This window comes from Ruegeria sp. HKCCA4008 (assembly GCF_013033125.1).
In the GTDB taxonomy this organism is placed as follows: Bacteria; Pseudomonadota; Alphaproteobacteria; order Rhodobacterales; family Rhodobacteraceae; genus Ruegeria.
The window spans coordinates 589,878-601,649 of record NZ_WQDM01000001.1; the positions used below are offsets into that span (position 1 = coordinate 589,878).

The 11,772-nt window shown below is 59.7% G+C and carries 14 protein-coding genes; 9 read left to right on the forward strand and 5 right to left on the reverse strand.

The genetic code is table 11. From position 1 onward, the window contains the following. Window positions 1-6 precede the first annotated feature (6 nt). A complete protein-coding gene (locus tag GOW60_RS02960; RefSeq protein ID WP_171228164.1) occupies window positions 7-966 on the reverse strand; it encodes a DMT family transporter in 960 nt (319 codons plus the stop codon). A gap of 166 nt (window positions 967-1,132) precedes the next feature. Between GOW60_RS02960 and GOW60_RS02965 the strand changes: the two genes are divergently transcribed. From GOW60_RS02965 to GOW60_RS02985, 5 genes are all read left to right on the forward strand, one after another. Then, the gene (locus GOW60_RS02965) at window positions 1,133-1,855 is read left to right on the forward strand and encodes an endonuclease/exonuclease/phosphatase family protein (protein WP_152458217.1); all 723 of its coding nucleotides are present in this window, start codon (window positions 1,133-1,135) and stop codon (window positions 1,853-1,855) included. Between the two features lie 65 nt (window positions 1,856-1,920). Next, complete coding sequence (locus GOW60_RS02970) at window positions 1,921-2,334, forward strand: Fur family transcriptional regulator (protein WP_152458216.1); 414 nt, start codon at window positions 1,921-1,923, stop codon at window positions 2,332-2,334. Window positions 2,335-2,467: 133 nt separating this feature from the next. Next, complete coding sequence (locus tag GOW60_RS02975) at window positions 2,468-3,346, forward strand: DMT family transporter (RefSeq protein ID WP_171228165.1); 879 nt, start codon at window positions 2,468-2,470, stop codon at window positions 3,344-3,346. A gap of 136 nt (window positions 3,347-3,482) precedes the next feature. Continuing rightward, on the forward strand, window positions 3,483-4,757 hold the full coding sequence (gene eno, locus GOW60_RS02980; protein WP_171228166.1) for a phosphopyruvate hydratase: 1,275 nt from the start codon (window positions 3,483-3,485) through the stop codon (window positions 4,755-4,757). A gap of 501 nt (window positions 4,758-5,258) precedes the next feature. Next, window positions 5,259-5,423 carry a hypothetical protein gene (locus GOW60_RS02985; RefSeq protein WP_171115544.1) on the forward strand — a complete coding sequence of 55 codons (165 nt, stop codon included), beginning with the start codon at window positions 5,259-5,261 and terminating at the stop codon, window positions 5,421-5,423. Here GOW60_RS02985 and GOW60_RS02990 read toward each other — a convergent pair. Genes GOW60_RS02990 through mazG form a run of 3 tightly spaced genes read right to left on the reverse strand, consistent with a single transcriptional unit; the run spans window position 5,420 to window position 7,728 of the window. After that, on the reverse strand, window positions 5,420-5,869 hold the full coding sequence (locus GOW60_RS02990) for an N-acetyltransferase (RefSeq protein WP_171228167.1): 450 nt from the start codon (window positions 5,867-5,869) through the stop codon (window positions 5,420-5,422). The genes GOW60_RS02985 and GOW60_RS02990 overlap by 4 nt on opposite strands. Continuing rightward, on the reverse strand, window positions 5,866-6,807 hold the full coding sequence (locus GOW60_RS02995) for a nucleoside hydrolase (RefSeq protein WP_171228168.1): 942 nt from the start codon (window positions 6,805-6,807) through the stop codon (window positions 5,866-5,868). The genes GOW60_RS02990 and GOW60_RS02995 overlap by 4 nt, the downstream gene beginning before the upstream one ends. Before the next feature lie 54 nt (window positions 6,808-6,861). Further along, window positions 6,862-7,728, reverse strand: a complete 867-nt coding sequence (mazG, locus tag GOW60_RS03000; protein WP_171228169.1) for a nucleoside triphosphate pyrophosphohydrolase — start codon at window positions 7,726-7,728, stop codon at window positions 6,862-6,864. A 66-nt stretch (window positions 7,729-7,794) separates the two neighbouring features. Between mazG and GOW60_RS03005 the strand changes: the two genes are divergently transcribed. The 4 genes from GOW60_RS03005 (at window position 7,795) to GOW60_RS03020 (ending at window position 11,442) form a co-directional block, all read left to right on the forward strand. Continuing rightward, entirely contained in the window at window positions 7,795-8,958 is a 1,164-nt protein-coding gene (locus GOW60_RS03005; protein WP_171228170.1) for a M20 aminoacylase family protein, read from the forward strand. A gap of 12 nt (window positions 8,959-8,970) precedes the next feature. After that, window positions 8,971-9,939, forward strand: a complete 969-nt coding sequence (gene speB / locus GOW60_RS03010; protein WP_152458210.1) for an agmatinase — start codon at window positions 8,971-8,973, stop codon at window positions 9,937-9,939. Window positions 9,940-10,026: 87 nt separating this feature from the next. Next, a complete protein-coding gene (gene speB, locus GOW60_RS03015; RefSeq protein ID WP_171228171.1) occupies window positions 10,027-10,974 on the forward strand; it encodes an agmatinase in 948 nt (315 codons plus the stop codon). Window positions 10,975-11,040: 66 nt separating this feature from the next. Beyond that, window positions 11,041-11,442, forward strand: coding sequence for a DUF1499 domain-containing protein (locus GOW60_RS03020; protein ID WP_171167798.1), 402 nt, complete (start codon window positions 11,041-11,043; stop codon window positions 11,440-11,442). A 15-nt stretch (window positions 11,443-11,457) separates the two neighbouring features. Here GOW60_RS03020 and GOW60_RS03025 read toward each other — a convergent pair whose 3' ends face one another. Next, window positions 11,458-11,739 (reverse strand): hypothetical protein, encoded by a 282-nt coding sequence (locus GOW60_RS03025; protein WP_152458207.1) that lies wholly within the window; start codon window positions 11,737-11,739, stop codon window positions 11,458-11,460. Window positions 11,740-11,772 lie beyond the last annotated feature (33 nt).

An 11,772-nucleotide genomic window follows, 5' to 3' on the forward strand; every position in this document is an offset into this window, starting at 1 on the left:
CTGCATCTATTTCCGCAGGATTTCCAACACCGCAGCGCTGACGATCAGGGTGGCGCCCAGAAATTCCCGCAGGCCAAATGGTTCTCCTGACAGGGCGGCGGCCGACGCGATGCCAACGACAACCTCGCTCATCAGCAGCAGACCGACCTTTGCGGGGGACAGCTTGGTTGCTGGCCAGATGGTCATGTAGATCATGGGCAGGACATAAAAGGCCGACAGCAGCGCGTATCCCGCTATGCGGATCGACTCTTCGCTTGTGATGTTCGGCAGGGTTTGGCCCCCAAGCATCAGCAGGCTGACAAGCGACAGCAACAACGCGCCAATCACAAAGGCAAAGACCTGACCCGAGATGGTCATGCTGCCAGCCTTGTAAAGGCCCAGTGTGCCCAATGCCCAGCATATGCCCGATGCTAGCGCCAACCAGTCGCCCAAGTTCTGCGGCCATGGCACGAATCCGGCGTCTCCGAGCACGACAAACAGCCCGCCAAGCCCGCAGATCAGGCCCATAAGGCGCATCACGCTCAGGCGTTCTTTCAGAAATACGACGCCCAGAATCGTGCCCCAGATCGGAGTGAGATAGAACAACAGGATCGAGCGGGCGACGTCGGTGTAAACAAGGCTGATCGAATACAGGCTGAATGCAGCCCCTGTGAACATTCCGCTGAGCATCAGATCGCGCCATTGCCGGGCCAGCATGCGCCTGTCGGGCCAGACAAAGGGGATCAACGCAATCAGGGCCGCGCAGTACATCGCGATCCCTGACCACGGGCCGGTCAGGCCCTGATCGTAGAAAAACCGCACCGGAATCCAATAAAGGCCCCACAGCGCGCCGCCTGTCACCAAAACCATACTGGCCCGGGTGCTGTTGTCGGGTTGGGTCTGGCTCAGGCTCATGCGGGCCCCGCTTTGGCTGCGATGCGTTGTCGTCACCGCATCGGGATAGAGCGTTGCAGGGCCGGGGATCAAGCGGAACCTTCGCTTTGATATCAGTCACGTTTCAATCGCCGAAATAGCAGGCAGATTGCCGGGGGCGGGTGTCGTATCGGAATTGTCGCAGCAGGAAACCGAGCACAGGGGTTGCGCCTCACGTCAGGCATGGCACTTTAGGGTCAATTCATTTGGTCAAGCCCTCATGCCAACTTCGTCCACGCTGCGTATCGCAAGCTACAACATTCAGAAATGCGTCGGGTTGGATTTCCGGCGTCAGCCCCAGCGTATTCTGCAAGTCATCGAAAACATGAAAGCGGATATCGTGGTGTTGCAGGAGGCCGACAAACGCCTGCCGCCCCGTCCGGCCGCGCTGCCGCATTTCATGTTGGATGAGGCGGGATGGCAGATCGTCGATCTGGGCGGCGCGGGAAGTCTGGGCTGGCACGGCAACGCGGTGATCTGGCGCGGAGAGGGGATCTCGGTCCGCCGAAAAGGGCATCACGAGTTGCCGGGGCTGGAGCCGCGCGGGGCGGTTCGGGTCGAGTTCGACACCCATATCGGGCCCTTGCGCGTGATGGGTATGCATCTGGGACTGCTGCCAGCGTCGCGGCGACAGCAGATTTTACACATTCGGCGGAACGATTGGGACATGGACCAGATGCCGACTGTTTGGGCCGGTGACTTCAACGAGTGGTCACGTCAGCCAGTTCTGGATCATCTGGTCCCCGAAATGCGGTTTCTGCCCCCCAGACCAAGTTTTCCCGCCGCGCAGCCCCTGGGCGCGCTGGATCGGATCGCGCTGGGCAGCGGAATACAGGCCGTGGCGCACGGTGTTCACGACACACGTCCCGCGCATATCGCATCTGATCACCTGCCGGTCTGGGCCGATCTGACGCGCGCCAGATCAGAAGGTCGCAAGAGGTGAAATCCCTGTAGCGAAACCTGCGCAGACATATTAAGACAGACACCCGAGCAAGTCTGAGGGGCATCATGTCGGAAACGATTATTGGGCGTTGTGAAGCCAAGGGGCTGCGCATGACCGGTCAAAGAAGGGTCATCGCGCAGGTGCTGGAACAGAGCGACGACCACCCGGATGTCGAGGAACTCTATGCGCGGGCGTCTGCCGTGGACAAAGGCATTTCCATTGCAACGGTCTATCGCACGGTCAAACTGTTCGAAGAGGCTGGTATTCTGGAACGCCTTGAGTTCGGCGACGGACGGGCCCGGTACGAGGACGCCGAGCGCGATCATCACGACCACCTGATCGACATGCAGTCAGGAGAGGTAATTGAATTCGTCGACCCCGAGATCGAAGCCCTGCAGGAAAGAATCGCCGCGAAGCTTGGGTACAAGCTGAAGGGGCACCGGTTGGAGCTGTATGGCGTCCCGCTGGAAAAGGACTGACCTATCACGAAACGCGATTGATGCCCTCACTTTAATTCATCAGGCGTGACGGGAATTGTCTTGCCAGATGCCGTTGGTTGAGGTTGTTGTGCATCTACAGGCACCAGATGTGCCCTTTCCAACGGACGCGCAAATGAACAACGTAAACGGCATCCTGCTGCTCATCGGGTCGATGGCGGCCTTTGCACTTGAGGACATGTTCATCAAGCTCCTGTCCGGCTCTGTGCCGACAGGGCAGATCATGGTGTTTCTGGGTGTGTTTTGCGGGCTCGTGTTTGCCACGATGTCAGTGGTCACCCGAAAGCGGATCTTTGACCCCGTGGCATGGAAAACCCTGCCATTGATCCGCGCTGCGACCGAAGGCTTTGGCGCGGTGGCGTTCGTGACGGCGTTGTCGCTGATCGACCTGTCCACCGTTGCGGCCGTGTTTCAGGCCATGCCGCTGGTCGTCACCATGGGGGCGGCCCTGTTTCTTGGAGAGCAGGTCGGCTGGCGTCGCTGGAGCGCGATTGGCGTCGGCTTTGTCGGTGTTTTGATGATCATCCGCCCGGGGATGGAGGGCTTTCGGCCCGAATCCCTGTTTGTGGTGTTGTCCGTGGTCGCAATTGCGGCGCGCGATCTGATTACCCGCAAGCTGGACCCACGCGTGGCTTCATCCGTTGTTGCGATGCAGGCCTATATTGCGGTGGCTGTGGCCGGCCTGCTTCTGATGGTCATGTCCGGGGCATCCTTCGTGCCGGTTCAAGCCGGTCAAACGGGCCCTTATGCTGGGGCGATCGGATTTGGCGTGCTGGGCTATTACGGCATTGTCACTGCGATGAGGGTGGGCGAAGCCTCGGCCCTGATGCCGTTCCGGTACACGCGCCTGGTGTTCTCTATCCTTGCTGGAATGCTGGTGTTCGGTGAACGCCCTGATGCGCTGACAATGGCGGGGGCGACCCTGATCATCGGTTCGGGTCTTTATACCTTTGTCCGCGAACGGCGTCTGGCGCGCGAATTGGCACCTGCCTGACCCTGTTGGCGCAAACAGCGAATTGTTAGCCCTAAATGTCCGTGAATATGCGTGTTAGCGTTAACGGAACCGGTTTACTTTTGGCCGGTTGCTGTTATGACGCGTGCAACCGACCGCAGTCACAGGGACCCGTATCATGAGCACGATCATCGACATCCACGCACGCGAAATACTGGACAGCCGGGGCAACCCGACGGTCGAAGTAGACGTGATTCTGGAAGACGGCACCATGGGCCGCGCCGCTGTGCCTTCAGGGGCGTCGACCGGCGCCTACGAGGCGGTGGAAAAGCGCGATGGTGACAAATCTCGTTACATGGGCAAGGGCGTGCTGGAAGCGGTTGCTGCCGTTAACGGCGAGATCGCCGAAGAACTGGTGGGCTTTGACGCGACCGAGCAGGTGGCCATCGATCAGGCGATGATTGAACTCGACGGGACGGAGAACAAGGGCCGTCTGGGCGCGAACGCTATCCTGGGTGTCTCGCTGGCGACGGCCAAGGCGGCGGCGGATTTCACCACGCAGCCTCTGTATCGCTATGTTGGCGGTACTTCGGCGCGCGTTCTTCCGGTTCCGATGATGAACATCATCAACGGGGGTGAGCACGCCGATAATCCGATCGACATTCAGGAATTCATGATCATGCCGACCGCCGCCGCGAACATTCGCGAAGCAGTGCGCATGGGGTCCGAGGTGTTCCACACGCTGAAAAAGGAACTGTCAGGCGCGGGTCTGGCGACCGGTGTGGGCGACGAGGGCGGTTTTGCCCCCAACATCGCCTCGACCCGTGAAGCATTGGATTTCATTCTGAAGTCCATCGAAAAGGCGGGCTACAAGCCGGGTGAGGAAATCCATCTGGCGCTCGATTGCGCGGCGACCGAGTATTACAAAGACGGCAAATATGTTCTGTCGGGTGAGGGCACGACCCTGACGTCCGAGGAAAACGCTGCCTATCTGGCGGCGCTGGTCAAAGACTACCCGATCATCTCGATCGAAGATGGTATGTCCGAGGATGACTGGGACGGCTGGAAGGCCCTGACCGACGCCATCGGCGACAAGGTGCAGTTGGTCGGCGACGACCTGTTCGTGACCAACCCGGAACGTCTGGCCGAGGGGATCGAGCGTGGCTGCGCGAACTCGATGCTGGTCAAGGTGAATCAGATCGGCTCGCTGACGGAAACCCTGCGCGCCGTCGATATGGCACACCGCGCGCGCTACACCAACGTGATGTCGCACCGTTCGGGCGAGACCGAGGACGCGACCATTGCCGATCTGGCGGTTGCCACCAATTGTGGTCAGATCAAAACCGGCTCGCTTGCACGATCGGACCGGTTGGCGAAATACAACCAGCTGATCCGCATCGAGGAGTCGCTGGGGGAAGTGGCCGAATACGCCGGCGCGTCGATCCTGAAATAAGCATGGAATTGGGGGCCAACGGCCCCCATTTTTCAAAGTCCGGTCTCTGATCCGTCAAGCGGTCGTTCCGCCGCCCGCGCCGTAACCCCTGTGATTGATCAATTGGCGTTGTTGACCCTTCGGACCTCTTGGATTCAAGCGTTTAATGGGCCTTGAACCAGCATCTTCCGGACGATCCCGGTGAAAGTTGCGGCGGGAAACACGACTTCAGCTGATATCCACCCTTGATTGAACCTCTCTGGTTCGATCCTTCTTTGGGTTTAAGATTGCCGGGCCTGCTTGCAGTTGAAGTTGAAAGTTTTCAAGAAATCTTGGATCTTTTCGCGAAAGAGGTGTGATCCGGATTACGCAATCATTTCAATGGTTTTTGTTTCGCAGGCGTATTGCAATGGCCCTTTTGTATCAAAAAAGAATGCAAAAATCACATTATGTGTGAACTTGTTACTAAGTAAATCACAGGCACGTGATCTAATCTGGATGCATTGCAGAAAGGAGACCACGATGTCTGTATCCAAATTCCTTCTGGTAATCGCAGCAGCTTCCGTCACAGTTCTTTCCGCCTGCGCGGGTCCGGGAACCTACCCAATTACCGGAGACCCGGTCTCGGCGAATGACCCGGTACAGGACATGAACCCGGCCAATATCTTCCGCGGCGAGTCTCGTTAAAGCAACTTGCTCATCAGCATATATCTGTCGCGTGGTTTGAACCCGGTGCGCAGATAGATTTTCTGAGCGGCTTCGTTGTGTCGGTCGACTTCCAGATGAAGGGCAGTCAGCCCGGCTTCGGACAAAGCTTTGGGCAGTGCCAGCAGAACTTCGGTCGCGATGCCGCGGCCGCGAACAGCGGGTCGGATATAGATTTCGTCCACGAAACCGTCCATCCCGCCGAATTCGACGGACCAGCCGAAGGTCAAAATGATGTAGCCCAACGGCGCCCGTCCGGGGCCGATCAGATAGACACAGCCATGGGGAATACCCTCGAGCAGGGGTGTCAGAGCATTTCGGGTCTGGTCCGGGTCTTGCGTCAATCCGGCCTCGGTATGGAAGGCGGTGACCAGTGCCATCAGACGATCCAGGTCTTCGAGGCGCGCCAGGCGCAGGGCGGCGCTCATAATCTTGCCAACCTTTCCGTCAAAAGATTGAAGAAGCCGTCGGCGTCGATTTCCCCAATGAACAGCGCATTGGGCGCGCGGTCGGTTACGCCCCACCAATCGGCGACGGTCATGCCCATTGTCAGCTCGGACTGGGTTTCAATCTCGACATTCACATGACGGCCTGAAAACAGCTCGGGCCGGATCAGATAGGCGGTCACGCAAGGGTCGTGCAAAGGCGCACCCGCGCTGCCGTATTTTTCCTTGTCGAACCTCTCAAAGAAATCGGTCATCTCGGCGACAGCGATTCCGACTTTGTTTCCCAGCGCACGGAACGCATCATTGCGGGGTTGGGTGACCAGCGCCTTATGCGTGACATCCAGCGGCATGACCACGATAGGTCTGCCTGATTTAAAAACGATATCAGCGGCTTCTGGATCGACGTGAATGTTGAATTCAGCTGTCGGGGTGATGTTGCCGACCTCGAAATACGCTCCGCCCATCAAAACGATTTCCTGTACCCGGTCCACTATGTCCGGAGCCTTGCTGAACGCGGTCGCGATATTTGTCAGTGGCCCCAGCGGGCAAAGTGTTACCGTGTCCGGTTCTTCAGCGCGCAGGGTGTCGATGATGAAATCCACCGCGTGCCCCTCGGTCAGCGGCATCTGCGGATCGGGCAGGTCCGGGCCATCCAGACCTGTCTTGCCATGCACATGCTCGGCCGTGACCAGCGGGCGGTTCAACGGTCTGTCGCAGCCCGCATAGACAGGTATGTCGGTCCGGCCCGCCAGTTCGCACACGATCCGAGCGTTCTTGGCGGTCAACTCCAAGGGCACGTTGCCTGCGACCGCCGTGATGCCAAGAACCTCGATGTCCTCCGGACTGGCCAGCGCCAGCAGGATGGCGACGGCATCGTCCTGTCCGGGATCGGTGTCGATGATGATCTTGCGAGGGGGCATGGGTGTCTCCGGTGGTCGTGAAGGTGGGACACTCGCAAGTGTCGGGTGCCTTGTCTACCCGTTTCTGGGTGCGGCCATGACGTCAACCGGCGGGAGTTTGCCGTTGGCGCGATGCTCTTCGTTTTTGACCTCGTCCCAGAGCGCATCCATCTCGGCCAGATCGCTTTGCGAGGGGGTCTTTCCCCGTTCGGCCAGCCGGGCCTCGACCTGTTCAAAGCGACGGGTGAACTTGGCATTGGTGCGGCGCAGGGCGGATTCGGGTTCGATACCCAGGTGGCGGCCCAGATTGACCATCACGAACAGCAGATCGCCGAACTCATCCTCAAGCGCATCCGCGTCCATCTTGTCACGCGCCTCTTCCAGTTCGGCGGCTTCTTCGGTGATCTTGGCCAGAACGTGGCTGGCATCGGGCCAGTCGAACCCTACGCGCGCGGCCCGCTTTTGCAGCTTATGCGCCCGCAGCAGGGCTGGCAGGTTGGCGGCGACACCGTCCAGCGCGCCTTTCTGTTCCTTGCCCGCACGTTCGGCGGCCTTGATGGCTTCCCAGTCCTTGGTCTGCTGTTCGGCGGATTTGTCGCGGGATTCGTCACCGAAGACATGCGGATGCCGGGCCACCATCTTGTCGGACATGGTGCGAACCACGTCCTGAAAGGTGAAATATCCCGCTTCTTCCGCCATTTGAGCGTGGAAGACGGATTGGAACAGCAGATCGCCCAGCTCGCCCTTCAGCTCGTCCCAGGCCTCGCGCTCGATGGCGTCGGCGACCTCGTAGGCCTCTTCGATCGTATAGGGCGCGATGGTGGCGAAATCCTGTTCGATATCCCACGGGCAGCCGGTTTGCGGATCACGCAGGCGGCGCATGATTTCCAGCAGACGTTCGATCCCTGCGTCACTGTCATGGATCAGAGGATTATCGGCCATTGCGAACCCTTTCATTCCGGTGTCAGATGCATCCATCCCGCAGTCCCGATCAGGAGTCCACCCCAGATGCCCGTCGTCAACCGAATTGCCGATTTCTCTGCCGATATGACCAGATGGCGCCAATATCTGCATACGATACCCGAGTTGGAATTCGAGTGCTTTGAGACTGCCGCGTTTGTGGCCGAGCGTCTGCGTGAATTCGGGGTTGATGAATTGCATGAAGGGATCGCAAAGACCGGGATGGTCGCGATCATCAACGGGCAGGGCGACGGCCCGACCATTGGCCTGCGTGCGGATATGGATGCATTGCCGATCACCGAAGAAACAGGCGTCGACTATGCATCTAAGAATCCCGGAAAGATGCATGCCTGCGGGCATGACGGGCACACCACAATGCTGCTGGGCGCGGCGCGGTATCTGGCCGAGACGCGAAATTTCAGCGGCCGCGTGGCCCTGATCTTTCAACCGGCCGAAGAAGAGGGCGGCGGCGCGGGCGTCATGGTCGAAGAAGGCATCATGGAGCGGTTCGGGATCTCTGAGGTCTATGGCATCCACAACGATCCGGGAAACCCGGAAGGTACGTTCCACACGACGCCGGGGCCGATCATGGCGGCGGTCGATACGTTCGAGATTCATATCCAAGGCGTCGGCGGCCATGGCGCCATGCCACATCAGACCCGTGACCCGGTCATGGCGGCCTGCGGCATTGCGCAGGCAATCCAGACCATCGTCAGCCGCAACCACTATGCGGTGGAAGACCTCGTTGTTTCGGTCACTCAGATCCATGCCGGAACGGTGAACAACGTGATCCCGGACACCGCCTATCTGAACGGCACGGTTCGTACATTCGATCCTTCGGTGCAGAAAATGGTGATGGAGCGGATGGAGCAGATCGTTCAGGGGCAGGCCGCGTCTTACGGTGTCGAGGCACGGCTGGAATATCAGGTGGGATATCCGGCGACGATCAACGATGCCGAAAAGGCAGCCTTTGCCGCGGCCGTCGCGCGCGAAGTATCGGGGCCTGAGCGGGTGGTCGACACTATGGGACGCGACATGGGGGCCGAGGATTTTTCATACATGTTGCAGTCGCGGCCGGGGGCCTATCTGTTCCTGGGGCAGGGTGAGGGTGCCGGGCTGCATCATCCGAAATACAACTTCAATGATGATATCGCGCCGGTGGGGGCATCGTTCTTCGCTCGGATCGTGGAAAAGGCGCAGCCGTTGGGCTGATGGGAGAGCGAAATGGCACTGGAAGACGCAAAGAACCAGGTGGATGAGGCATTCACCAATCCGGACCTCAAAGGGCTGTCCTATGAAAACACCTTTGGCGGGGCGACCTCGTTTCTGCGCCGGCTGTACACCAAGGACCTGACCGGCGCCGACATCGCCGTGACCGGCGTGCCGTTTGATCAGGCGGTGACCAACCGCCCGGGCACCCGTCTTGGACCGCGTGCGATCCGCGAGGCCAGCGCGCTGCAATCGCCCGATGCCCCTTATGGCTGGCCCTTCGATGCGCTCAGCGAGCTGGCGATCATCGACTACGGCGACATGGCCTATGACTATGCCAACATTCCCGCCTTTCCAGACACGCTGACCGACCATATCCGCACCATTCTGGCGGCGGATGTGGCCTCGGTCACGCTGGGGGGCGATCACTATATCAGCTTTCCGATCCTCAAGGCCTATGCCGAGAAATACGGGCCGATGTCGCTGTTGCAGTTCGATGCCCATACCGACACCTGGGCCGATGACGACATGAGCCGGGTGGACCACGGCACCATGTTCTACAAGGCGGTGAAGTCGGGGATCGTGGATCCGAAACGCTCGGTCCAGGTGGGAATCCGCACCACCAACGAGGACACGCTGGGCGTCAACATCATCGACGCACGCGAGGTCTACGAATCCGGCCCCGCTGCCGTGGCGCAGAAGATCAAGGGCATTCTGGGCGACAGCCCGGTCTATCTGAGCTTTGACATCGACGGGCTGGACCCGGCCTTTGCACCGGGTACGGGGACACCGGTCTGGGGTGGTTTGAGTTCCATTCAGGCGCAGATCATCCTGCGCGACATCGCCGGGATCAACATCAAGGGCGGCGACGTGGTCGAGGTGTCTCCGCCGTTCGATACATCCGGCGCCACGGCGATTGCGGGGGCGCATGTGGCGACGCAGATCGTCTGCCTGTTGGGGTGGAACAAGCTGGCAAAAACATAACCGTTTGGACGCGCATTAACCATTGGTTAGCCATACTGCCGGTATGTGCTGGGTAAAGAAAGTTGAAGGGATGGGGATACAACGCGCATGACTGAATTCAATCAACCGGTCAGCGGCAATGATCTGGCGCGGTTTTCGGGGCCGAATACGTTTATGCGCCTGCCCCAGGCAGGCTCGCTGGCGGGGCTGGATGTGGCGGTTCTGGGAATTCCGATGGATATCGGCACCTCGTGGCGATCGGGCACCCGGTTCGGACCCAAACAGATCCGCAGCGAAAGCGCGATGATAAGGCCCTACAACATGGCCACCTCGGCGGCTCCGTTCGACAGCTTGCAAATCGCCGACATCGGGGATCTGGCGATCAACACCTTTTCGCTTGCGGACAGCCTGAGGATCATCAGGGAAAGCTATGATGCGATCCTGGCAAAGAACGTGACCCCGGTGGCGATGGGGGGCGATCACTCGATCACCCTGCCGATCCTGCGGGCCATTGCGGCAAAGCATGGGCCGGTGGCTCTGGTGCATGTGGATGCCCATGCGGATGTGAATGACGAGATGTTCGGCGAGAAAGAGACCCACGGAACCGTCTTCCGCCGCGCCTATGAAGAGGGGCTGATTGTCCCCGACAAGACCTTTCAGATCGGCATTCGCGGATCGGGTTATGCGGCTTCGGATTTCACCGAAGCCAGGGATTGGGGCTTCCGCCAGTTCCCGGCCTGGGAGTTGTGGCAGCAGAACCTGACGCAGATCGGCTCTCAGATCCGCAAGATCATCGGGGATCATCCGGTCTATGTCACCTATGACATCGACAGCCTGGACCCGGCCTTTGCACCGGGCACAGGTACGCCAGAGATTGCCGGGCTGACCACGCCGCAGGCGCTGCAACTGATCCACGCGTTGCAGGATGTGAATGTGGTGGGGTGTGATCTGGTCGAGGTTTCACCTCCGTATGACCCGTCCGGCAACACGGCCCTGACGGCAGCCAACCTGATCTACGAGATGCTGTGCATCCTGCCGGGGGTGACGTCACGGTAAACCGCCCCGGAACGGCTTGCCCCGGCGCTTGATCCGCATAGGGTTTCTGCAAGAGGGTAAAGCGGGATGAAAAAGATGGTTCTGTGGGCAGTGATCGCGCTGGTGCTTGGGCTGGGCGCTTACATCCGGCTGGCCCCGTCTGCGCCGGCCCAATGGCATATTGCACCGGTTGCAGAGGTTGATCAGGACTTGCCGGGTGGCGTTCTGCGCGTTGTTGCAACCGGCCCGGAAGGGTTGCAAAAGCTCGATCGGATCGCCCGCGCCACGCCGCGCACCTCGGTTTTGGCAGGTTCGGTCGATGAGGGCATGATCACCTATGTCACTCGCACGAAATGGATCGGTTTCCCCGACTATACCACTGTTCAGCAGGACGGCGACACGCTGCGCATCCATGGCCGTTTGCGGTTTGGCCGCAGGGATTTCGGTGTGAACAAGGCTCGGGTTGATGGGTGGTTGGAGCAGATGTAACTGTTCTACCGGCGCTCAGGACGCCTCATCCTGTTCAAAGTGATCAACTGGATCGCTCTGCAACCCGGACGATAAACACCCCTCCTGCACCTCGCGCCACATGGGCACGTTCAGGGACATCTGGCATTGTGCCGTGAACATGCGGCCGTCGACTTGCAGGCAGATCATCTCACCCAGTTCGATGCGAGACCCGGACGTGTCGGTGCAATAGCAATCGCGGGTCTTGCCGTCGGGGCCGATGTAATCGGCGAAAACGGGCGTGGACGTCAGCAGCAGGGCAAGCAAAATCCGTTTCATGACAGCAAGCTTAGCACGACGTGGCCCTTGACC